The 22,878-nt window shown below is 39.0% G+C and carries 21 protein-coding genes and 1 pseudogene; 2 read left to right on the top strand and 20 right to left on the bottom strand.

Annotated features, from left to right (window positions below):
• Window positions 1-148: 148 nt before the first annotated feature.
• From NST76_RS05295 to NST76_RS05255, 9 genes are all read right to left on the bottom strand, one after another.
• Window positions 149-1,231, bottom strand: a complete 1,083-nt coding sequence (locus NST76_RS05295; protein ID WP_058843929.1) for a BMP family protein — start codon at window positions 1,229-1,231, stop codon at window positions 149-151.
• A gap of 54 nt (window positions 1,232-1,285) precedes the next feature.
• Window positions 1,286-2,014, bottom strand: a complete 729-nt coding sequence (locus tag NST76_RS05290; RefSeq protein ID WP_036121324.1) for a GntR family transcriptional regulator — start codon at window positions 2,012-2,014, stop codon at window positions 1,286-1,288.
• A 200-nt stretch (window positions 2,015-2,214) separates the two neighbouring features.
• Window positions 2,215-4,503: a DNA translocase FtsK gene (locus tag NST76_RS05285; RefSeq protein ID WP_036121326.1), complete on the bottom strand. Its 2,289-nt coding sequence runs from the start codon at window positions 4,501-4,503 to the stop codon at window positions 2,215-2,217.
• A gap of 153 nt (window positions 4,504-4,656) precedes the next feature.
• On the bottom strand, window positions 4,657-6,324 hold the full coding sequence (locus NST76_RS05280; protein WP_058843931.1) for a ribonuclease J: 1,668 nt from the start codon (window positions 6,322-6,324) through the stop codon (window positions 4,657-4,659).
• 266 nt (window positions 6,325-6,590) lie between these two features.
• The gene (gene dapA, locus NST76_RS05275; RefSeq protein ID WP_036121331.1) at window positions 6,591-7,490 is read right to left on the bottom strand and encodes a 4-hydroxy-tetrahydrodipicolinate synthase; all 900 of its coding nucleotides are present in this window, start codon (window positions 7,488-7,490) and stop codon (window positions 6,591-6,593) included.
• 13 nt (window positions 7,491-7,503) lie between these two features.
• Window positions 7,504-8,541 (bottom strand): aspartate-semialdehyde dehydrogenase, encoded by a 1,038-nt coding sequence (locus NST76_RS05270; RefSeq protein WP_058843933.1) that lies wholly within the window; start codon window positions 8,539-8,541, stop codon window positions 7,504-7,506.
• An 82-nt stretch (window positions 8,542-8,623) separates the two neighbouring features.
• On the bottom strand, window positions 8,624-9,214 hold the full coding sequence (locus tag NST76_RS05265) for a dipicolinate synthase subunit B (protein ID WP_036121336.1): 591 nt from the start codon (window positions 9,212-9,214) through the stop codon (window positions 8,624-8,626).
• The gene (locus NST76_RS05260) at window positions 9,208-9,987 is read right to left on the bottom strand and encodes an NAD(P)-dependent oxidoreductase (RefSeq protein ID WP_036121339.1); all 780 of its coding nucleotides are present in this window, start codon (window positions 9,985-9,987) and stop codon (window positions 9,208-9,210) included. Before NST76_RS05260 ends, NST76_RS05265 begins: the two co-directional genes overlap by 7 nt.
• Before the next feature lie 9 nt (window positions 9,988-9,996).
• Window positions 9,997-10,260: a sporulation protein, YlmC/YmxH family gene (locus NST76_RS05255; RefSeq protein WP_036121342.1), complete on the bottom strand. Its 264-nt coding sequence runs from the start codon at window positions 10,258-10,260 to the stop codon at window positions 9,997-9,999.
• 141 nt (window positions 10,261-10,401) lie between these two features.
• Here NST76_RS05255 and NST76_RS05250 point away from each other — a divergent pair.
• Together NST76_RS05250 and NST76_RS05245 are read left to right on the top strand one after the other, a co-directional pair.
• A pseudogene (locus NST76_RS05250) lies at window positions 10,402-10,765 on the top strand (GntR family transcriptional regulator).
• 141 nt (window positions 10,766-10,906) lie between these two features.
• The gene (locus tag NST76_RS05245) at window positions 10,907-11,419 is read left to right on the top strand and encodes an ATP-binding cassette domain-containing protein (protein ID WP_342544698.1); all 513 of its coding nucleotides are present in this window, start codon (window positions 10,907-10,909) and stop codon (window positions 11,417-11,419) included.
• A gap of 215 nt (window positions 11,420-11,634) precedes the next feature.
• On the opposite strand, the gene NST76_RS05240 is transcribed toward NST76_RS05245, so the two are convergent.
• From NST76_RS05240 to truB, 11 genes are all read right to left on the bottom strand, one after another.
• A complete protein-coding gene (locus NST76_RS05240; RefSeq protein WP_036121345.1) occupies window positions 11,635-12,129 on the bottom strand; it encodes a pyridoxamine 5'-phosphate oxidase family protein in 495 nt (164 codons plus the stop codon).
• An 11-nt stretch (window positions 12,130-12,140) separates the two neighbouring features.
• The gene (locus NST76_RS05235) at window positions 12,141-12,923 is read right to left on the bottom strand and encodes an ABC transporter ATP-binding protein (RefSeq protein ID WP_036121348.1); all 783 of its coding nucleotides are present in this window, start codon (window positions 12,921-12,923) and stop codon (window positions 12,141-12,143) included.
• Window positions 12,923-13,915 (bottom strand): iron ABC transporter permease, encoded by a 993-nt coding sequence (locus NST76_RS05230; RefSeq protein WP_036121351.1) that lies wholly within the window; start codon window positions 13,913-13,915, stop codon window positions 12,923-12,925. Before NST76_RS05230 ends, NST76_RS05235 begins: the two co-directional genes overlap by 1 nt.
• Before the next feature lie 17 nt (window positions 13,916-13,932).
• Window positions 13,933-14,928, bottom strand: a complete 996-nt coding sequence (locus NST76_RS05225) for an ABC transporter substrate-binding protein (RefSeq protein WP_089932005.1) — start codon at window positions 14,926-14,928, stop codon at window positions 13,933-13,935.
• A gap of 73 nt (window positions 14,929-15,001) precedes the next feature.
• Window positions 15,002-15,187 (bottom strand): hypothetical protein, encoded by a 186-nt coding sequence (locus tag NST76_RS05220; protein ID WP_197412998.1) that lies wholly within the window; start codon window positions 15,185-15,187, stop codon window positions 15,002-15,004.
• A gap of 523 nt (window positions 15,188-15,710) precedes the next feature.
• On the bottom strand, window positions 15,711-16,934 hold the full coding sequence (locus NST76_RS05215) for a pitrilysin family protein (RefSeq protein ID WP_141903482.1): 1,224 nt from the start codon (window positions 16,932-16,934) through the stop codon (window positions 15,711-15,713).
• A 91-nt stretch (window positions 16,935-17,025) separates the two neighbouring features.
• Window positions 17,026-19,140 (bottom strand): polyribonucleotide nucleotidyltransferase, encoded by a 2,115-nt coding sequence (gene pnp, locus NST76_RS05210; protein WP_342544697.1) that lies wholly within the window; start codon window positions 19,138-19,140, stop codon window positions 17,026-17,028.
• A gap of 384 nt (window positions 19,141-19,524) precedes the next feature.
• Complete coding sequence (locus tag NST76_RS05205; RefSeq protein ID WP_036121376.1) at window positions 19,525-20,040, bottom strand: DoxX family protein; 516 nt, start codon at window positions 20,038-20,040, stop codon at window positions 19,525-19,527.
• Window positions 20,041-20,498: 458 nt separating this feature from the next.
• The gene (gene rpsO, locus NST76_RS05200) at window positions 20,499-20,768 is read right to left on the bottom strand and encodes a 30S ribosomal protein S15 (RefSeq protein ID WP_036121378.1); all 270 of its coding nucleotides are present in this window, start codon (window positions 20,766-20,768) and stop codon (window positions 20,499-20,501) included.
• A 173-nt stretch (window positions 20,769-20,941) separates the two neighbouring features.
• Window positions 20,942-21,889 carry a riboflavin biosynthesis protein RibF gene (ribF, locus tag NST76_RS05195; RefSeq protein WP_036121380.1) on the bottom strand — a complete coding sequence of 316 codons (948 nt, stop codon included), beginning with the start codon at window positions 21,887-21,889 and terminating at the stop codon, window positions 20,942-20,944.
• A gap of 12 nt (window positions 21,890-21,901) precedes the next feature.
• Window positions 21,902-22,813: a tRNA pseudouridine(55) synthase TruB gene (gene truB / locus NST76_RS05190; RefSeq protein ID WP_036121383.1), complete on the bottom strand. Its 912-nt coding sequence runs from the start codon at window positions 22,811-22,813 to the stop codon at window positions 21,902-21,904.
• Window positions 22,814-22,878: the final 65 nt, after the last annotated feature.

Here is a 22,878-nt window from a genome sequence, read left to right as displayed (position 1 = left end):
TATTAACTTATTACCATCATGATTTACCTCTATAAGATTCCTATAAATCTAGTTAAATAGAGTATTGCGAATAATCTAAATATAACGATAGATTGAAAAATCATCATAAGGTCCTTCTAAAAGTCCCTTATGATGATCAAGAGTTGAATTATTTTTCCACTTTTTCTGGAACTTTGATTTCACCCTTAGCAATCTTCTCTTTATATTCATCAATTACTTTTTGTACATCTTCTGGAATCGCACCGCGTGAATCTGCAAGTTTAACACCGTCTTCAGCTAAACCATAAGTAAGTGTTTCTCCGCCTGGGAAATCACCATTTTTTGCTCTATTTGAAATATCTACTACTGCTGTATTAACACCTTTTAACATTGAAGTTAATGTTACGTTTGTTTTATCGTCTACTTTACCTTCTTCGTATTGGTCAGCATCTACACCAATTACCCAAATGTTTGCCTCTGGATCTTTTTTCTTACGTTCTTTTGCTTCAGAGAATACACCGTTACCAGTTGCACCAGCAGCGTGGAAGATTACATCAACACCTGATGAGAACATACCGCTTGCTGTAATTTTACCAACATCCGCTTTATCAAATGCACCTGTGTATTTATCTTCGATGATGATATCTGGGTTTACAGCTTTTGCTCCTTCAAGGAATCCAGCTTCAAAGCGATTAATAACTGGGATATCTACGCCACCTACGAAGCCGATTTTACCTGATTTAGACATTTTCGCTGCCGCTACACCCGCTAAGAAAGCACCTTCTTGCTCTTTGAACATTACTGATACTACGTTATCTGCTTTTACTTCAGCATCAATGATTGCAAATTGGCCATCTGGATTTTCCTCAGAAATTGCAGCCATTGCATCTTCCATCATATAGCCAATACCGAAAATTAAATTGAAGTCACGACGTAATAATGCATTTAAATTTGAATCATAGTCTGCATCTGATTTTGATTGTAGGTAATCAAAACCATCACCTTTTGATAAGCCGTGCTCTTTACCGTAAGCTTGTACACCTTCCCATGCAGATTGGTTGAATGATTTGTCATCAACGCCACCTACATCAGTAACCATTGCTACTGAGAAAGTTTCTTCTGTTTTGTCGCCGCCTGAAGCATTGTCATTGTCTTTTGCAGGTTTTTCGTCGTCTTTCGTACCACAAGCACCTAAAATAGCACTTGCCGCTAATACTGATGTTAATACTAAACCAAATTTACGTTTTTTCATTTAATTAACCCCCCAAAGGTATTGTAATTAGCAGGAAAAAAATTTAGAAATGTTCTACACCCGTTTACGAACTACATGGAAGCTGAATTTATCAGCTCGGAAATAATTTTTTGAATAGAGCACTACTTGATCATGGTCATCGTAATGCAACTGCTTTAACACTAAAAGAGCTGTTTCACGTCCGCAATTTAAAATCGGTGAGGCTTGTTCATGATACCCAATTGGATCAATATAAGTTACAGCATAGGCTACATGAATTTTGCCTGATTGCTCTAAAGCAGAGAACAGTGAAACTTCTTTTTTTTCGACAAAGTCAGTTGGCAGGAAGCTTGCGGGTAGCCTGTCTATGCAGTAAACTACTGGCTCACCATCCGCTGTTCTGACACGTTCAATCGTGAGTATTTTATCGTCGCCATCACATTGGAAGCGTTTTAAATCTTCTTCAGAAGGTGTGTGCTCAGTTGCCTTTAAAAAACGGGAACCCGGCTCCATACCTGCTGTTTCGATCATAGAAGAAATGCTCGATAGATGCTCGATGCCTGATGTAAACAACGGCTTAGGATTGACAAAAGTCCCAACCCCATGTCGGCGCACAATCACATTTTCCTCTTCCAACAGTCGAAGAGCTTCTCTAAGAGTAGCTCGACTGACTCCTAGTGATTTCGATAATTCAAACTCTGAAGGCAGCTTTTCATTTTCTTTAAAAATGCCAGCCTCAATGTCAGATTTTAAACGATCGATAACTTGAAGATAGAGATGACGATGATCTGCTTTAATAGTCACATATATCACCACCAAATCAGAGATCAGACATCTGATGTACAACATTCCTACTAATCGTTCATAAATATAACATTTTTGCAGAATGAAATAAACAGTTTTGAATAAAATCTGTTATAGAATTCATTCTTTCTTCATTTTCTTTGCAAATATTTGGACAAATATACAGTAGTTCTCACCATTTTGACATCTAGCTTTTTTGCTTAGTTATCATATTGGTGAACAAGTACTTGACGAGGCTTACTGCCCTCTGGTGGCCCTACAACCCCACGTTGCTCCATTTGATCGACAATACGTGCGGCCCTAGAATAGCCGATACGGAAGCGACGTTGCAGCATGGAAACGGATGCTGTTTGCATATTGACAACTAATTGGACAGCTTCATCATATAATTCATCCGTTTCCTCTAAAATGGTTTCTTCTTCGGTAGGAATCATCTCCTCCTGATACTGCGCTTTTTGCTGTTCTATAACAAAATGAACGACTGCCTCTACTTCTTGATCCGATAAAAAGGCACCTTGCACCCGTTTCGGTTTGGAAGCGCCCGCAGGTAAAAATAACATATCACCCCGTCCAAGTAGGCGCTCAGCTCCACCCATATCTAAAATCGTTCTTGAATCGATGGCTGACGAAACGGCAAAAGCAATTCTCGATGGAATATTCGCTTTAATAACACCTGTCAAAACGTCTACACTTGGTCGTTGTGTTGCAATAATTAAATGAATTCCTGCTGCACGTGCCATTTGAGCTAATCGTGTAATAGAATCCTCAACATCACTTGATGCGACCATCATCAAATCTGCTAACTCATCCACGATGACTACAATATAAGGTAGCTTTGGATTTTTTTCCTCTGTTTGTTCATTCACTTTTTGAACATGTGCATTGTAGCCCTCAATATTTCGTGTACCTGTATGAGAGAACAAGTCATAGCGACGTTCCATTTCAGATACCACTTTTTTCAGTGCTTGCGAAGCTTTACGTGCATCTGTTACGACAGGAGCCAATAAATGAGGAATGCCATTATAAACGTTGAGCTCCACCATTTTTGGGTCGATCATCATAAGTTTTACTTCATGCGGTTTTGTACGCATTAGTATGGATACAACGATGCCATTTATACAAACACTTTTCCCACTGCCTGTTGAACCAGCTACAAGTAAATGTGGCATTTTATTGAGTTCGGCTAGTACAGCTTGTCCTGTAATATCACGCCCGAAGGCTACTTGTAATAATGCTTCTGGTTTCGCACCATCCTTCGATTCTAATACCTCTCGAAGCGTTACAATGGCTACTTCGCTATTAGGTACTTCAATACCTATCGCCGATTTTCCAGGGATTGGGGCTTCCATCCGAATATCTTTAGCCGCTAGTGCTAACGCAAGGTCATCTTGCAGATTGACAATTTTACTTACTTTCACACCTATATCTGGCAAGATTTCATATTTTGTGACAGCTGGTCCTAAATGCACTTGTGTTACCTTTGCTTTTACACCAAAGCTTTGTAATGTTTGCTCAAGCTTTTTGGCATTCGCTTGGATAACTGAATATTCACCACTTTGATCATGTTGAGGTGGTAGTTGTAATAGGTTATAAGATGGTAGCTGATAGTCTGCATTTTCCACTGCATCTGTACCTTGAATATGAACCTCATCCGCTGCTTCTTCTACTTCATTTTCCATCACAGGCGTATCATACACAGCTCTTTCCTGCGAGACATTTTGCGTAAAAGCAGAGATAATCGGCTCATGAGGTATTTCCTCCTCTTGTTCAGGCACATCCGTAATTTGATTTACAGCCGCAACCTCATCTCCACTTTCTACCCTTGAGCGGCGATTGTTTGGTTTTTTCGGTGTGTTTTTCTTTTTATCATGATGCTTTTTTTTCCATTTGCCAAATAGATCTGGTGTTTTTTCTGCTAAATATGGGACTAATGCTTTGCCAGTGACAAGTATGAGCCCAATAAAGAAGATTACCCAAGCAACAACTTTTGCACCCGAGGCTTCAAATAATACATGAAGCCCACTAAATAAAAGGGCGCCAATCATCCCACCGCCCAGAGCATTGCTGCGATGAATAATGCCATCGGTATTGATTAATATTCGCCACGATTCACGTAGCACAGAATCAGATAATAGACCACCTGATTTTGATAACTGTTCAAATAATATGCCATGACTAAAAATCGTTAAGCTCATAATAATGAGTACCATGCCAAGTATTAATCGATCCTTCATACTGACTTTTTTACGACCAATCATCATTAACAATGCAACAAATATAAGCATAAATGGAACAGCAAAATGTAAATTACCTAAAAGGAACATTGCGATGTTTTCTAGAATCCGACCAATCATGCCAAATTCAAAAATCATAATGACTGCTAATGCAATTAAAAGCAGTCCTAAAATTTCATACATAAGCGGATGCATATCTTTTTTTTCAGTTGTCGCTTTACTTTTGGTCACTTTTTTTCTTTTACTAACTGCCATCTATTTCACCTTCTTCTGCGATCCATTTTATATATGTAGCGAATCATAACATGTAGAACTCGAATATTTCAAAAAAAGGATTTTCCACCGCAATTGGGAGAAAATCCTTTTCATCTACTTTTTCCTCAAAACCTTTACGATGAGCTCGTTCAATTAATATTCCATAATAATTGGAATAATCATTGGACGACGTTTTGTTTTTTGGAATAAATACGTATTGAGTGTATCTCGAATTTCTTGTTTAATATTCGTCCATTCAAATGTATCTTTCCCAACATATTTTTCAATCACATTTTTTGCAATGTCAGATGCCTCAATCATTAATTCCTCTGATTCTCGTACATAGACAAAGCCTCGTGATAAAATTTCTGGGCCAGAGGCAATTTTCTTTTGTGCTCGATTTAATGTCACGACTACAATGAAAATACCATCCTGCGATAATAATTTACGATCACGAAGTACAATATTTCCTACATCGCCTACACCGATACCGTCAATTAATACGTTACCAGCTTGTACACGACCACTCATGCGCATTTTATTATTTTTGTATTCTACGATATCCCCTTTATCGGCGATAAAGATTTGTGATTTTTGCATACCGAGCTGTTGCGCTAACTTCGAGTGAGCAATGAGCATACGATATTCACCTTGAACAGGAATAAAATACTTTGGCTGCATTAAATTCAGCATCAGCTTCAAATCTTCCTGACTACCATGTCCTGATACGTGGACATTTTTACTAGAAGTCAAAATTTCAGCGCCTGCTTTTGACATAGAGTTCATCGTATTAGCCATTTGTACTTCCATACCAGGAGAAGGTGTAAATGTAATTAACACCGTATCACCTTGTTTAATTTTAATGTCACGATGGTGCTTACGGACAATTTTTTCTAATGCATCTAGAGGCTCTCCTCTATTGCCAGTTGTAATAATGATAATTTCATCATCTTGATATTTTTGCATTTCTGAAATTGGAATAATTGTCTCTTCTTCAACTGTTAAATAACCAAGCTGTACACCTAAATCAACAGCTTTTTCCAATGGCTTACCAACAATCACAACTTTACGGAATGATTTTTGGGCTTGGGCAAAAACTTGCTGAATACGAATAAAATTCGATGCATAGACAGCTACTAAAATACGACCTGGTGCTGAGTGGAATGTTTTTGATAATTGCTCTTCAATCACAATTTCCGATGTCGTATAGCCTGGTCGTTCAGCTTCGCAAGACTCAGATAATAGAATAAAGACGCCGTCTTCCCCTAACTGTGCCATTTTTGCTAAATCAGGTTTAAATTTACCTGTCGCTGACTGATCGAATTTAAACTCTCCTGTATGAACAATCGCGCCTTCAGATGTATGGAACACTACCCCTAACGAATCGGGAATACTATGTGTTGTGTGGAAGAATGTTACATACGTTGAGTTAAAATTCATACGACTACGGTTTGTTACTTCGAAAAATTTCACCTGATGTGGTGCAGGTAATTCTTTTAAATGTTCCTTTGCTAATGCAATGGTTAATTTCGATCCGTACACAGGTGCCTTTATTTTTTGTAAAACATAGGCAATAGAGCCGATCGCATCTTCATGACCATGTGTTAAGAAAATACCTTTCACACGTTCTTTATTTTCTTCTAAGTACGTAATGTCAGGAATCACGATATCTATACCTAGCATCTCATCTTCTGGGAACATTAAGCCGCTATCCACTACAAATAGCTCTTCATCAATTTCTACTACGTACATTGCTTTCCCAATTTCGCCTACACCCCCAAGAGGGATGATACGAATCAATTCATTTTTCTTTTTTGTCAATTTATTTCCTCCTAAAAAATATCCCGAACAGCAACCACTTAACATTTATTATACGGTTTGCAAAGCTTTTGCACAAATTAAAAATACATGTTTCACGTAGGAAATAGATTTTCTTATGATTTGCTGATTGCTAGTAGATGGAAAAACAAATATTGGATACCTTGTACGAATAGAGTCAATCAAGTATTTTTAAGGATGAAAAGTGATGAATGGATGTTTATAGCATACAAAAACGAGGCCGATAGAGTTATCAGCCTCGTTGCTCATTATCGAAAATTTTTCGCTTTTTCTTGGTACGTATCCCAAATTCGGTCAAAGTTCTCTTTTTCTTTATCTGTCATTTCCATCATTGGCAGACGTACATTGAGTGTATCAAAGCCTAACTTTGTCATCGCATATTTAATAGGCGATGGGTTCGGTTGAGCGAACAGCGCACGTACTAAAGGTAATAATGCTCGGTGAATTTTGGCTGCTAGCTTATGATTTCCTTCTTCAAACGCTTTAATCATTAATTGCATATCATTGCCTACAACATGGGCTGCTACAGAAATAACGCCTGCTCCGCCTATGGCCATTAACGGTAATGTTAAACCATCATCCCCACTATACACTAAGAAGTCATCATCTGGATCAATGTTCTCTATAACATCTCCCATCTGATCTAAGTTACCGCTCGCTTCTTTAATCCAAGCAATGTTTGGAATCTTGCTTAAAGCAACAGAAGTTTCATAGGCAACATTGACACCTGTACGCCCAGGGACATTATAGAGCATAACAGGTAGACTTGTTTGTTTAGCGATGGTTTCAAAGTGAGCGAAAATCCCACGTTGATTCGGCTTATTATAGTATGGAGCTACAAGCATAATACCGTCTGCTCCATTTTCTTCTGCTTTATGAGTCATCGCTATCGAGTAGGCTGTTTCATTGTCCCCTGTACCTGCAATAACGGGTACGCGCCCTGCTACTTTCTCCACTGTAAAGCGCACAACTTCGATTTTTTCCTCAGTAGACATTGTTGGGTTTTCAGAAGTCGTACCACAGGCAACGATACAGTCTGTACCGTTGTCTATCAAATGATTAATAATACGTTCTAGTTCTGGATAATTAATCGTGCCATCATCTTTGAACGGCGTAATCATAGCCGTCCCAATTCGACCTAAATTCATCCTTACACCCCTCTTATAGTAAGTTATCCTCAAGCATTGCTTCTGCAATTTGGATAGAGTTTAATGCGGCGCCTTTTAATAAATTGTCAGAAACGATCCATAGATGGAATCCTTTATTGTTGTCTAAATCTTGACGGATACGTCCTACAAAAGTAGCGTCTTCCCCTTCTGCATAAATAGGCATTGGGTAAGTTTGTGTTGCAATATCATCTTGTAATACTACACCTGGTGCATTGCGTAATACGTCAAAAATTTCTTGGATTGACGCTTCTTTCTCTACCTCAATATAAACAGATTCAGAGTGACCTGAAACGACTGGAACACGAACGCAAGTAGCAGCTACTTTGAGCTCTGGTGCATGCATGATTTTTTTCGTCTCATTAATCATTTTCATTTCTTCGTATGTAAATCCATTATCTGTGAATTTATCGATTTGTGGAATGACATTGCGTGCTATTGGGTAATGACGTTTATCACTACCAGACGGCAAAATAGTTGCTTCTACATCTTTACCTGCTTCCCAATTTGCGCTCTGTGCCTTTAATTCTTGAATAGCAGAAATACCCGCTCCTGAAACGGCTTGATATGTTGAAACGATTACTTTCGTTAAACCAAATGCTTTACGAATTGGCTCAAGTGCAGCCACCATTTGAATTGTAGAGCAGTTCGGATTCGCAATAATCCCTTTATGCTTCGCTAAGTCGCCTCGATTCACTTCAGGTACGACAAGCGGTACCTCTGGATCCATACGGAAATGGCTCGTATTATCAATAACTACTGCACCACGCTTAGCTGCCTCTGGTGCAAGCACAGCTGATACTGACCCACCAGCTGAGAATAAAGCGACATTGACGCCTTCGAAAGCTTCAGGTGTCGCTTCTTCAATTGTATATGTTTGACCATTAAATTCGATTGATTTTCCCGCTGAACGAGCAGAGGCTAGAAATTTAATATGCCCAATCGGAAATTTACGTTTAATTAATTGCTCCATCATTTTCGAACCTACTGCTCCTGTTGCCCCAACAACCGCAACTGTTAACTGCTTTGTCATCTGTCATCTCTCCTTGAATACATGTTCCATAATGTGTGCTATTGTATCACAAAAATACTGAAAATTGTGTGTAATCTATGATTTATTTGAAATATTGTATCAACAGCGGTTGTAATTGCTTTTTCTGCGTAATTGCTGCATGAACAGTATCCACCATTTGATCAAAATCAGCAATTAAAGAATTCGGTTTGGAGAGGGGGGCATCCTGACCAAAAGGAATAAAATAAATATTTTTGGCATTCAACAGCTTCATAATGTTTATACCATTTAAACCAAGTGCATCATTTGTTGAAATACCTAATACAACAGGTGATCCATTACGCAATGTTGCCTTCGCTGCCATTAATACGGGACTATCTGTTGCTGCATTCGCAAACTTACTTATGCTATTGCCCGTCATTGGCGCAATCACCATTGCATCTAATGGATTGGATGGACCAAATGGTTCCGCCTCTTTTATAGAAGAAATAACCTTTTCTCCTGTTAATGCTTCTATTTTGGCAATCCACTCATCTCCAGTACCAAAGCGAGTAGCTGCATGTAAAACGGAGTGAGTAATAATTGGCACAACCGTTGCTCCGACATCAATAAAATTTTGAATTTTAGGTATGACATCTTCATACGTACAATGTGAGGCTGTAATACCTAGCCCAATTCGTTTCCCCGTTAACAATCTTCTTCCTCCTCTATTGCCTTGCACAAGATTGTAGCAGCGTCATGTGCAAAGTATTTCCCAGGCAATGATGGCAATAGTACATATGTTTGTAATTGCTCCGCATCTATATCTAAACAGCCTGGCTCTGAGGCCAAATCATATAAAACTGCTGGAACATGCTCTATAAATGATTCTGTAATCCATTTTGCTGGAATTGTATTGATGAAAATATCATCCGTAATAGACCATCGACGATCATCTAAATTCGTAGCTTTATAGCCATATGCTTTTGCCTCGCTCACTTGTACAACAGAACGTGCAACAATGTGGACGTTCGCCCCCATCTTAACTAGTAAAGAGGCGAGCATTTTGGCGATGCGTCCAAAGCCTGCGATTGTAAAATTTTGTCCGTAAATACATTTTTGCTCGAGTCCGTAAAACGTGGCGATAAATCCCTCCGCTGTTAACCGAGCATTTTGCCATATAAACGATTCTTGCTGCAAATAGCAAATGGATTCATTTTTCTCTAGTAATTGCTTCCAATGCATCGTTAATCGGCCTGTATAAAATTTAACTTGTGATATTCCATAGAGCTGCTCAACTTCTATTTTTAATGGAAGAATTGGTAGGATAATTTTATTTGGTTGGTATTCTAAAACCAGTTTATTTAACTCCTCGTTCCAAACGGTCGTTCTTTTATAAAACACTGTTCTCGATGGACTTCTTAGCATTGTCGCTAATTCCTTTAATCGTGAGTCCTCACCGATAACAAGCCATTTTTCGTTTTCCAAAAGCTCACCTCACTGTAAATATTCTGACTGTACTGAAGATGTTTTATTAAATAAAATCCGATCTTCACCAATTAAGATAATTTCGTGCCAAGGTATCATTTCACTAACTTTCATTTTCTTTTTTTGGAATGGTAGTTTATCTTTCACAATTTCAAAGCCATGTATTTTCCCTGTTTGCACATCTAATAGGCATTCTGTATGTGCCAAGATGCCAAAATGTACGCCACCCTCAATTTGAATTAACTCCTTATCCACCATCTCAGATAGTAGCATGCCTCATCTCCCTCCTTGTGCCATTACCTCAATATATGCGAGTTTTTGCAAATCGTGCCCCCTACCAAAAGTAGGAATGTGTTGCATTTCCATCGACATCTGTACATAGTGTATATACACCGTTATAACGGGTGAGGATTTGTGCATATCCATTTAAGTAATGCCAGTGATAAACCTCACGATACAGCTCAAAGAGGGCATTCTAGCGAATAAATTACATGCAGGTGATGCACTATCATCTATCCGTGCTCTAGCAAAGGATTTAAAGGTCAGTGTCATGACGACCAAACGTGCATACACCGATATAGAGCGAGACGGCTTCATCAAAACAGTTGCAGGCAAAGGGAGCTTTGTTACAGAGCGCAATCAAGATTTTCTACGCAAGGAACTTCTGCGACAGCTTGAGGAGCATTTGCAAAAGGCCGTAAAAATAGCGAAAGCAGCCGGTCTTTCTAATGAAAAATTGCAGGAACTCCTATCTTTAATAGTAGAGGTGGACAATTAAGAGGAATGCCATTGAGATTCATGATTTACATAAGGTCTTTGAAGGCTTTTCTTTAAAAGATGTAAGCTTTTCAGTCCCTCAAGGAACCGTGTAGGCTTTATCTGAGAAAATGGAGCTGGAAAATCCACAACCATTAAATGCATGCTGAACTTACTAAAAAAAGAATATGGCGAAATATTGCTTTTTAATAAAGATCATGTCGAACATGAACTATCGATAAAAAACGACAGCGGAGTCGTATTTGACGATTTACACGTACCAGAAACGCTAAATACGACGCAGCTCGACAAAATCATGAGAAAAGTATTCCAAACGTGGGATTCAGGCTATTATTTTGAACGATTAGCTCAATTTAATGTCCCAAAGAGGAAGAAGATCAAGGAACTATCAAGAGGTATGAGGATGAAGCTGTCAATTGCATTAGCATTGTCACATCATCCAAAATTATTGATTTTAGATGAACCAACAAGTGGATTCGATCCTATCATTCGGGCTGAAATTTTGGATTTATTTTTAGCATTGATGCAGGATGAAACACATAGCATTTTATTTTCTTCCTATATTACAAGCGATTTAGAAAAAAATGCTGACTATATTAAGTTGATTCATAAAGGTGAAATTTTATTGAGCGAAAGTAAGGATGCCCTCTTATGATTATGGGATTTTCAAAGGGAATAGTGAGGAAGTAAGGGATTTGCCAGAGCATGCGATTGTGAGAAGACGTCAGGGAGCGTTTGGAATCGAGGCTTTAGCACTTAAACATGAAGGAAATGAGGCTTTCAGGCTTGAAAAACCTTAAATGGCTTCATTTATATACGACGCGAGAAATTTGCTAATCACCATCAAAAAATAGGCTGCCCATTGGCAACCTATTTTTTATCAATTACAACATGGATTAATGTGTCATTGGCAATATCAATCGTAAAGGCTTTGCCAAACCCAACTACATAGCGTCCGTCTAGAGGTGTTAATTCAAATAATGAGAAATCGAGTGAACGTAACATTTCCATCATTTTTGCATTAAATAGTTGATCGAAGGCAGCAAAAATCTCCTCATGACCTTCATTTCCTAAATTTTTAGGCTGACATTGCCAGCGTGCTCGCTCTGTGGCAAATGGATTGGCTGTCACAGCTTCATCTGCTACACAAATTAAATCGACTACTTCTGACTGCTCCATTAACTGGTAATGTTCGGCAATACGACTAATATACACATAAAATTTCCCATTCAAACGTATAAAAGGCGTTGTACTACTAAAAGGCTTGCCTTCCCCATCTACAAAGCTTAATACACAATTTTTTTTACCTTGAATAAATGCTTCATAGTTTTGTTTTACTTGTTCAATATCAATTGCTTTTGGCATGCTGTTTCCTCCTATACTTTGACCGTATTTTTTAATTGAATCCGTGGGGCATTATCCCATGTGACATATTGAATTTCTGCTTCCATACGATAAATTTGTTGGATCATTTGCTCCGTCATGACCTCATCCGGTGTACCCATTTGTGCTCGTAAGCCGTCCTTTACAACAACGATTTGATTGCTATAGCTAGAGGCTTGGTTTAAATCATGGAGCACCATCACAACAGTCATGCCCATATCACGATTAAGCTCTCGCACTAATTCTAGCACTTCATGCTGATGGGCAATATCTAAGAAGGTCGTGGGCTCATCCAATAATAGCACTTGGGGCCGTTGTGCCAATGCCATTGCAATCCACGCACGTTGCGCCTCCCCACCAGATAAAGCGGCAATAGGCTTTTCTTTATAATGTGAGAGGTAGGTTTTTTCCAATGCCCAATCAATTATGGCCTCGTCCTCTGCATTGAGACGCTCAAACCATTTTTTATGTGGATAACGACCATAGGCGACTAAATTTTTGACGGAAATATCGCTCGGTGCTTGATTTTGTTGACTCAGCATACACATTTTGCGTGCGATTTCCTTTGAGGATAATTGACGCATATTTACACCATCAAATAGGATGGTTCCTGCATGATACGGCTGCATCCGTGCGATCGCCTTTAAAATCGTTGACTTACCGGAGCCATTCGGTCCAATAATGGATAAAATTTCGCCCTGTTTCACTTCAAATGAAAAATTATGGACAACTTCCTTTTGTTCATAGCTGATGGATAGCTGATCAATTGTTAACATTAGAACGCCCTCTTTCTCATTAAATATAAGAAGTAAGGTCCACCGAGAACAGCCATTAAAATACCTGCTGGAATATCAAGTGGTGCAAATAATGTCCGTCCACCCGTATCGGCAATCAATAAGACAATAGCTCCCATAGCCATACTCATAGGCAACATGTACTTATAATCGGAGCCAACTAGTAGCCTAGCCATATGCGGGACGATTAATCCAACAAAGCCAATCATGCCAACTGCTGCAACCGAAATTGCTGCTAGAAAAACAGCTAAAATAGACAACATAATACGAATACGGGTCACACTTTCTCCTAAATTGGTTGCGACCTGATCGCCTAAACGAATAATATTAGCTTTTCGAATGGCAAAAATGGATAGAATCCAGCCGATAATGGCATACACATAAATCATATGCAGTGATGCATTTCCTTTTGCTGCAAGACTACCATTCATCCATTGCACAGCTGATGGTAAACGATCACTGTAAAGAATGGATAAGAATCCAATGACTCCACCACACAATGCATTTACGGCTACCCCTGATAAAATAATGGTGATGGGTGTAATGCCTGTACGTCTCCATGCAAGAGCATATACTATGGCTGCTGCAATTAAGCCACCAACAAAAGCTGCAAGCGGAATCAAATGCGTTAGCTCTGGATTAGCTAAAAGAATAAGTAACACAAAGGCCGCTGCCCCACTCGTTACCCCTGTTAACCCAGGATCGGCTAATGGATTGCCCATAACTGCCTGCAATAAGGCACCCGAAATGGCGATACTAGCACCAATAATTAATGCCAGCAGCACGCGCGGTAGGCGAATATCCCAGATGATGGTTGTATAAACACCCTCTTGATCACGTCCATTGATCAGGGTAGATAAAATATCAGGTACGGAAATATGAACACTGCCTAACCCGATCGCTACAATGGCTGCTAAAATCGTTACCACAAAGGTCGTGATAATAATCATGCGACTTCTTGCTGTATGAATCATACCTCTACCTCACGAACTTATTTATAAAAATAATCTGCAATTGTTGTTAGTGCTTTCTCAGCATTTGTAATGGATGTGACACCGAATGTACTATAATCAAGCATATAGATTTTGTCATTTTTATAGGCTGATAATTGTTGCCATGCACTATTCTTTTTAATCTCTTGTTTAAATTTATCTTCATTTGCTCCATGATCACCTGATGCTAAAACAAAAACGATGTCCGGATCAGCTACAACAATATCTTCTAAATTCATTGGCGAATACGTTGATTCTGCTTTTAGTACCGATTTCGCAATATTGTCTGCACCTAATCGTTCTACTAAGCTTCCTAAGTAGGATTGGTCGTTCATTACCATAAAGGAATCAGATGTACCGATGACAAGCATCACAGATGGTAATTCTTTTCCTTGTGCTTTCTCTTCCAATTCTTTTTCTTTTGCTACAAGATTTTGTAAAACCTCATTCATTTTTTCTTCTTTACCAAAGTACGTACCGAGCACTTTAAAGCTTAATTTTAAGTCTTCATATGAATCCGTTGGTAAATAAGCTGTCGGTAAATTCATTCCCTGTAGTGCTTGATCAAGTGAGCTTTGTAATGATGATGCCCCAAGGATTAAGTCTGTTTGTAAGCTTGAAATAACCTCTAAATCGGGCGACATTGGCGAGCCGATTTTTGTAATAGAATCAAAGTCTGCTGGGATAGGGTTTGTCGATGTTGGCACTCCTACTGGTGTGATGTCCAAAAGATGTAACATTTCTGTTAAAGGCACAGATGTCGTGACAATTTTTTCTGGTGCTGTTGTTGGGAAGCTTGCTAATACCTTTTGGAATGCTTCCTCATCGACACCATCTTGAAATGCATCCTCTTGCACATCAGCTGTATCTGCTGTTTCTTGTTGTGTTGTTGCTTCTTCTTTTATTTCTTTGTCAGTACTCTTTTCTTCCTGATCTGCACAACCAGCTAGCGCTAGTGATAATGTAAGGGTACTGACAGCAAGCCATTTTTTCATAAGATAAATATCCTCCAATTTAAATGCGAATGATTTTCAATATCATTCATACTATCAAAGTTAATTGAGAATTTCAATGCTTAATTGAGAAGAAAATAAACATTAAAAAAGGAGAACTTTGAAAATATTCAAAGTTCTCCTCATGTTGTTGAAAAAAGATCATGTCAAAGGCAGAAAAAGCAACTTTGCAAGGGGAGGGGGTGATTTCCGTTCCGCCAGCGTCCTTTCCAGGGGGCGTCCGATGAGCCGCTTCACTCACTTACGTGCGCTCCATGGTCTCATCTGTAACGCTAAATCCCCTAGGAGTGACGCTGGCTCCACTCCAATCAACCATTCTGCAAAGTGTCTTTACTTTTTTTCATAGTAATATAGCGATTAAATAGCCCATTATTTTTAGAGGGAATAAGCTCTTATTTTCAATGTGGGGAAGTGATGTGTGACAACACCTCTCCATAAAGAGTAGTGAAGACCTTCGCTTTATTTGAAAACCTTTGCTAAAAAGGTAACACTTTTGTAGGTTGGAGTGGAGGCTACTTGACTCCCGTGGGATAACGAGACAGGCGAGCCTCTAAACGGAGTGATAGCGGAGGAGGCGGCTCGAGGCGCTCGCGCTCGCCCATAGGAAAGCAAGTAGCCTGCAACGGAAATCCATTTCTACCTTTCAATTGACTGTTTTGTTTTTCAACACTAAAAGGAGAACCTTGGAAATATTCAAAGTTCTCCTTTTTACTATAATGAATAAATTGTTATAACTTGGATAATTAGTATCATTTTAAGCTCTTTTATTCGCTTGGACCAATAATCGAGATAGCTGGTTCGGCTTTTAAAATTTTGGCAATTAGTCGATCTACTGACTCCATGGATACAGCATCTATAGATGCAAGTACCTCGTCTACAGTACGATGCTTACGATGCACCAGCTCACTTGTCCCATTGCGATTCATACGGGCCCCCGTGCCTTCTAAACCAAGGACAAAGCTACCTTTCAGCTGCTCTTTTGCATTATCAAGCTCTTCTGCTGTGATGCCACCAGCGACAATGTCCAGTAAAGTAGCATCAATGGTATGCTGAAGCTGAGCTAATTGCTGGCGACTAGTACTACCATAAATCGTAAACGCGCCAACATCGGCATAACAGGATTGGTAGGAAAAGATAGAATAAGCTAACCCACGTTCCTCTCGTACTTCTTGAAATAATCGAGAACTCATATTGCCCCCAATAATACTATTCAGTGCAATAAAACTATACATATCTGGATCTTTCACACCAATTGCTGGATATGAAATCGCAAGATGTGCTTGCTCGGTATCACGAATTTTCGTCATTTCTCCTGGATAAAATGCAGGATTTGTCAGTACAGGCGCAATCGCTTGTGGAGAAGGTTGGTAGTGTCCAAATAAATCTTCAATCGTTTGCATAAGCTGAGCTGAAATATTCCCTGCAATGGATATAACAACAGATTCTGGACCATAATGTTTGTCCATATAATGTCGTATGGCGTCAGCTGTAAAAGTCTTTAATGTCTCAGCAGTTCCTAATATCGGACGACCAAGTGCATCATTCGGATACATGACACTCCACAGTTTTTCATGAACATCATCATCAGGCGCATCTTCACTCATTAATATTTCTTCTAATACCACTTGTCGCTCTTTTTCTAATTCTTCTTCCGCAAACGTAGAATGAAAAAACATATCTGCTAGTATTGTGACAGCAAGCTCTGCATGATGATCTAAAACTTTTGCATAATAACATGTATTTTCTTTCGATGTGAAGGCATTTAACTCTCCGCCAATTCGATCAAATTCTTCAGCAATTTGACGGGCTGAGCGAGTTGTTGTTCCTTTAAACAACATATGTTCAATAAAATGTGTGATGCCATTTTCTTCTGGTAGCTCATAGCGAGAACCTGCATTCACAAAAATACCTAATGCAACAGACCTCACATGATCTATATGCTCTGATACTAGCCGAACACCATTTTGACATGTATGTACTTGAACCAAAAAATCTCCCCCAATTATAAAAATTCTCTACTAGTCTTTTTGCTACTATTTAAAAAGGCTGCGCAATCATACGCAGCCTTTGGAATCATTATTATTTTTCTTGTTCAGCGCGTTCTTTTTCCTCTTGTATTACTACTTTACGAGATAAATTCACACGACCTTGCTTGTCAATTTCAATAACCTTCACAAGTAATTGATCGCCAAGTTTTAAGACATCTTCCACTTGCTTTGTACGTTCCTCTTGAATTTCGGAAATGTGTAGCAAACCATCTTTTCCTGGGAAGATCTCACAAAATGCACCGAATTTTTCAATACGTTTCACAGTCGATAAGTAATATTCCCCTACTTTTGCTTCCCGTACGATATCTTCAATAATTTGTTTTGCACGTGCATTCATTTCCTCATTTGCAGAAGAAATGTAGATTGTACCATCTTGTTCTGTATCAATCTTAACGCCTGTCTCTTCAATAATTTTGTTAATTTGTTTACCACCAGGTCCAATCACATCACGAATTTTATCTGGGTTAATTTTCACGATGACAATTTTTGGTGCAAATTCAGACAATTTTTCACGAGGTTCAGCAAGTGTTGCAAGCATTGACTCTAGAATATGCATACGACCAACTTTCGCTTGTGTCAGTGCTTCTTCTAAAATATTGCGAGATAAACCGTCGATTTTAATATCCATTTGTAGTGCTGTTACACCCTTAGCTGTACCAGCAACTTTAAAGTCCATATCACCTAAATGGTCTTCCATCCCTTGAATATCCGTTAAAATGGAATAGTGCTCGCCTTTTTTGATAAGACCCATTGCAATACCTGCAACTGGTGCTTTTAATGGTACACCTGCATCCATCATGGCTAATGTAGATGCACAGATAGAAGCTTGTGAAGTGGATCCGTTTGATTCAAGTACTTCAGATACACAACGAATTGTATATGGGAATGCCGATTCATCTGGAATAACAGCTTCAAGTGCACGCTCACCTAACGCACCATGACCAATTTCACGACGGCCTGGACCACGGATTGGACCTGTTTCCCCTACAGAGAATTGAGGGAAATTGTAATGGTGCATAAAGCGTTTTGATTCTTCAACACCTAAGCCATCAATAATTTGTACATCACCTAGCGCCCCTAGTGTACAAATAGATAGGGCTTGTGTTTGTCCACGTGTAAATAGACCAGAACCGTGTGTACGTTGTAATAAGCCTGTTTCAGAAGAAAGTGGTCGAATTTCGTCGAGCTTACGACCATCTGGACGAATCTTATCTTCCGTGATTTGACGACGCACTTCTTCTTTTACCATTTTATCAAGAATGTTATACACTTGTTTCATTGTTTCATCGTCGGCTTCTTGCTCTTCATAGGAAGCGATAACACGATCTTTTACAGCTTGAATGGCCTCATCACGCGCATGCTTCTCCGCAGTTTGAATCGCATCATGCATATCAGTCTCACAAGTTGCTTTTATATCGGCTTGAATCGCTTCGTCAATCTCAAATAATGTCACTGGTAACTTTTCTTTACCTACCTCTGCCACAATTTGTTCTTGGAAAGCAATGATTTTTTTGATTTCTTCATGACCAAACATAATAGCTTCTAACATGATTTCTTCTGGCACTTCAAGTGCGCCCGCTTCAACCATGTTGATGGCATCTTTGTTGCCTGCTACAGATAAATGAATTGTTGAGTGTTTCGATTGCTCCACTGTCGGGTTAACGATGAATTCTCCGTCAATATAACCTACTTGTACACCAGCTATTGGTCCATCAAATGGAATATCAGAAATAGCTAACGCTAATGATGAACCTACCATCGCTGCCATTTCAGATGTACAGTCAGGATCATTGGACATAACCATCGAAATGACTTGTACCTCGTTACGGAAACCATCTGGGAACATCGGACGAATTGGACGGTCGATTAAACGGCTTGCTAAAATCGCCTTTTCAGATGGACGCCCTTCACGCTTAATAAAGCCGCCAGGAATTTTACCTGCAGCATATAGACGTTCTTCATAGTTAACTGTTAATGGGAAGAAATCAAGTGGTTTTGGTGATTTTGACATTGTTGCTGTGGCAAGTACAGAAGTATCGCCATAGCGTACTAATGCGGCTCCGTTTGCTTGTTTTGCTAACTGTCCAACTTCAATTACAAGTGGACGGCCAGCCCATTCATAGGAATAGACTTTCTTTTCGTTCATTCAATGAACCCCTCTCTATTATAAAAACACTTACTTCGTCTGTATGTACTAATAGTAAGTGTACCAAAAATGCTTGTTCTATGCTAAATAATATTTCATGAAATAATCATACATTTAAATTCAGTTATTGCCAATTTATTTAAGATTTATTTCTATATTTTATTGAAAAAGCATTTTTTACATTGGTATACGGATTTTCAATGGATTCCTACCAAAAGGTACAAGCTTAAATATCAATTTATGATAACATTGCGCTCATCATACAACATCTTATCAGTATAAAGAAAGTCACATAGCAAGTAAAGCTAAAACAAAAATAGAGGTACTATCAATCATACTCTGTAACGATTTGCTACAGGGTATTTGATTTTATGAAATCGTAAGTTATGTAGTTTTCGTCATGGAGTGCATTGTATTTTTTTCTAGCTTCATTTTTTTGCTTATGATAGGCATTACGAAGCGATCAAGCCCAAATTTTCCAGCATTATAGCCTGCCACAACGATAAAGATCGCCAGTAGAATATCAAATGGATTACTAGAAATCGTACCAGCTAGCAAGAAGGCAAAATTCATAACCATTCCAAAAAATGCTGCATATGTAGTTAAGCACCCTAGTATTAAGCCAAGACCGACAAGGAATTCTCCCCAAGGAATGACCACATTAAATATTTCAGCATTTGGCAAGGCAAATGACTCTATAAATTTTACATATGTAGGATATACCACTTTTTCTCCACTCATGACAGGATTCTCTGATGCAAATGTTAAAAACCCTGAGGCATCAAATCCATTCGTCAATTTACTCCAACCTGCTGTCAGCCAATGCCAGCCCAAGTAAATACGCACGGCTGTTAGAATAGCAGCAACAATGTTATTCTCTCTTAAAAATGTATTAAACATTAACCAATCCCTACTCTCTATTTTTTACTTTTCACAACGGTCTTCAATAAATCTATAGAGATCAGCTATTCTCCACACTTGCACCCTGTTGTCCTTCGTAGATTGTGAACATTTTATAAATGACTATTCATTCGTAAACGAAAAAACAACCACTATTCAATTCGTTCAATGCATTGAGCAGCAACAAAGATAGACTATCGCATAGTTTTTGAATTTGGTTGCGAAATGTGATTAGAATATACCATCCTTTTCAACCATACTAAATTGTTTTGATGATTCGTTCATCGTTGTGTAATAAAGTTATGGCTTATTGTTGAACAACATAAAATAATAGACGAGAATAAACCTGCATTATGAACAATACGCTGCATATATGTCGCAAGTTTCAACCATAAAAAAAGACTGTAGACAAACTAAAATTTGTCTACAGTCTAATACAGCTATACTTGCGCTTTGAATTAGCGACGTAAGCCTAAACGGTTGATTAGTTCACGGTAACGTTGTACGTCTGTTTCACGAAGATATTTTAATAAGTGACGACGACGACCTACCATTTTAAGAAGACCACGCTCAGAGTGGAAATCTTTTTTGTGTGTACGTAAGTGAGCATTTAGAGCGTTGATTTCCTCTGTTAATACTGCAACTTGTACTTCTGGTGAACCAGTGTCACTTTCGTGAGTACGGTACTCAGCGATAATTTCGTTTTTACGTTCTTTTGTAATAGCCATTTGAATGGACCTCCTAAAATATAATGAATCCCCATTAGCACAGTAAACGTTGGAGTCATCGATATACCGAGCTAAGGTTAAGCATTTATGCACTTATGAATGTTACCATAAATCATTTGATCAAGCAAGTAAAACGTCGGCTTGAATGTTGTCATCTCATCATGCTGTGACGCTTACAAATCGTTAAAGTATCGGATAGCTTCTTGTTTATCCTTTTCGATTTGCGCTTTCAACGCCTCAATCCCATCGAATTTTCGTTCGCTTCGAATCCGTTTGTACCAAGCTACATGTACTTCTTCACCATAAATATTTTTATCAAAGTTTAAAATATGGACCTCAATCGATAATTGCTTATCATTTGGATCTTTGAAAGTTGGTTTGTAGCCCACATTACAAACACCATCATACCAGTTATTTTGCACGAGTAAACGAACAGCATAAACACCACTTGCTGGAATGAAAGTGCCTTCTAAAGCTTGGACATTTGCTGTAGGGAAGCCAATAGTACGTCCGCGTTTATCACCGTGTACAACAATCCCATTGATTTCAAATGGTCTGCCTAATAGTGTTGTAGCTTCTTCCATATCGCCCTCTTGTAGTAGCTTCCGGATACGGGTAGAGCTGATTTTCTCAACATCGTCTGTTTTCTTCTCCACAATGGTTACACCATACTCACCATTACTTAATGCACGCATATCGTCCATAGTTCCTTTTCCGAATGCCCCAAACGAATAATCAAAGCCAGCTGTAACATGTTGAATATTTAATCCACGAATAAAAGTATCAATAAATGCTGCTGGTGAAAGCTTAGCAAAATCAGAGGTGAAATGGACAACAAACACCGTATCCACACCCTGTTCTTCAAAGAGCTGTAATTTCTGTTGTAAGAGTGTAATATAAAAAACTTTTTCATTACGTCCACCAAGAACTAATGAAGGATGTGGATCAAATGTCATCACTGCAGTCGGAATTTGCCGCTTATTTCCCTCTTCCTTCGCTGTCTTGATAACTGCCTGATGCCCTCTATGTACACCATCGAAAAAGCCAAGAGCAAGCGAATATGGCTGCATGCTTTCTCGTTGCTGTAATTGATGTGGGTATTTTAAATGAATGACCTCCATTGAAAAATCCTCCTACTCTATCGTCGGAAACATCTTGTGTGGCTTCATCAAACCATCCTTCGTAGGGTGAGCCTGATAAACCGCCACTGCCTTTCCATTGATTCCAAACACAATTTTATCATGACTCTTTAATAATGCATCTGCTGGAAGCACTTGTCCATTGAAAATTTCTTTTTCATTGGCGGCAGTAATCTCAATATATGGATAGTCTGCTAATGCATACTCGACAGGTAAAATACAGGTAGCTGCTTGCTCTGCATCCATTAGCTCAGCAACCTGCGCTAATGTAAAGCAGTTATCACGAGTAAAGGTGCCTGAGGCTGTGCGTACGAGCTCCTTCATATGTGCAGGATAGCCAAGAGCTTCACCAATTTGCACAGCTAGTGTACGAATATAGGTCCCTTTACTGCAAGCAATACGAACCGGAAATGTAATCTCTTGCCCCTCATATTGTTCAATCTCATCAAGCAGCTCTAAAGCATAAATCGTTACTTGACGTGTTGGTCTTTCAACCGTTTCGCCTTTTCTGGCATACTCATAGAGACGTTTTCCATTTACTTTTACCGCTGAAAACATTGGTGGCGTTTGTTCAATAACACCTGTTAATGTAGCTAACACCTCTAACAGCTGCTCACGAGAAAAGCTTTTTGTGGTCTGATCTTGCGCAACCGTTTCGCCTTCTGCATCCTCTGTTGTTGTAGTACGGCCGATTGAAATGATAGCTTCATAGACCTTTCCTGCATCGGTTAAATATTCAGCAATACGCGTTGCTTGGCCAATACAAATAGGTAGCACACCCTCTACTCCCGGGTCTAGTGTCCCTGTATGCCCAACTTTTTTTGTGCGCAAAATTTTCCGTAATTTAAAGACACAATCATGGCTCGTCATGCCTCTTTCTTTCCAAAGTGGTAAAATACCGTTCATATTAGTGCCTCCCAGTTACCTTCTCTATCATCGACTACGTATTGACATAATCTTTTTCCATAAAG

Source organism: Lysinibacillus sp. FSL W7-1291 (assembly GCF_038593415.1).
Lineage (GTDB): Bacteria > Bacillota > Bacilli > Bacillales_A > Planococcaceae > Lysinibacillus > Lysinibacillus fusiformis_D.
This window is presented reverse-complemented; position numbering and strand designations above follow the sequence as displayed.

Excerpts from the sequence above, each read along its gene's own strand:
- NST76_RS05205 (WP_036121376.1), bottom strand. The coding sequence starts at position 20,040 with ATGTTTAATACATTTTTAAGAGAGAATAACATTGTTGCTGCTATTCTA.
- NST76_RS05225 (WP_089932005.1), bottom strand. The coding sequence starts at position 14,928 with ATGAAAAAATGGCTTGCTGTCAGTACCCTTACATTATCACTAGCGCTA.
- NST76_RS05270 (WP_058843933.1), bottom strand. The coding sequence starts at position 8,541 with ATGACAAAGCAGTTAACAGTTGCGGTTGTTGGGGCAACAGGAGCAGTA.
- rpsO (WP_036121378.1), bottom strand. The coding sequence starts at position 20,768 with ATGGCTATTACAAAAGAACGTAAAAACGAAATTATCGCTGAGTACCGT.
- pnp (WP_342544697.1), bottom strand. The coding sequence starts at position 19,140 with ATGAACGAAAAGAAAGTCTATTCCTATGAATGGGCTGGCCGTCCACTT.
- NST76_RS05285 (WP_036121326.1), bottom strand. The coding sequence starts at position 4,503 with ATGGCAGTTAGTAAAAGAAAAAAAGTGACCAAAAGTAAAGCGACAACT.
- NST76_RS05235 (WP_036121348.1), bottom strand. The coding sequence starts at position 12,923 with ATGTTAACAATTGATCAGCTATCCATCAGCTATGAACAAAAGGAAGTT.
- truB (WP_036121383.1), bottom strand. The coding sequence starts at position 22,813 with ATGAACGGTATTTTACCACTTTGGAAAGAAAGAGGCATGACGAGCCAT.
- NST76_RS05295 (WP_058843929.1), bottom strand. The coding sequence starts at position 1,231 with ATGAAAAAACGTAAATTTGGTTTAGTATTAACATCAGTATTAGCGGCA.
- NST76_RS05230 (WP_036121351.1), bottom strand. The coding sequence starts at position 13,915 with ATGATTCATACAGCAAGAAGTCGCATGATTATTATCACGACCTTTGTG.
- dapA (WP_036121331.1), bottom strand. The coding sequence starts at position 7,490 with ATGAATTTAGGTCGAATTGGGACGGCTATGATTACGCCGTTCAAAGAT.
- ribF (WP_036121380.1), bottom strand. The coding sequence starts at position 21,889 with ATGGAGGTCATTCATTTAAAATACCCACATCAATTACAGCAACGAGAA.
- NST76_RS05240 (WP_036121345.1), bottom strand. The coding sequence starts at position 12,129 with ATGCCAAAAGCAATTGATATTGAACAAGTAAAACAAAACTATGAAGCA.
- NST76_RS05245 (WP_342544698.1), top strand. The coding sequence starts at position 10,907 with ATGCTGAACTTACTAAAAAAAGAATATGGCGAAATATTGCTTTTTAAT.
- NST76_RS05255 (WP_036121342.1), bottom strand. The coding sequence starts at position 10,260 with ATGCTACTATCTGAGATGGTGGATAAGGAGTTAATTCAAATTGAGGGT.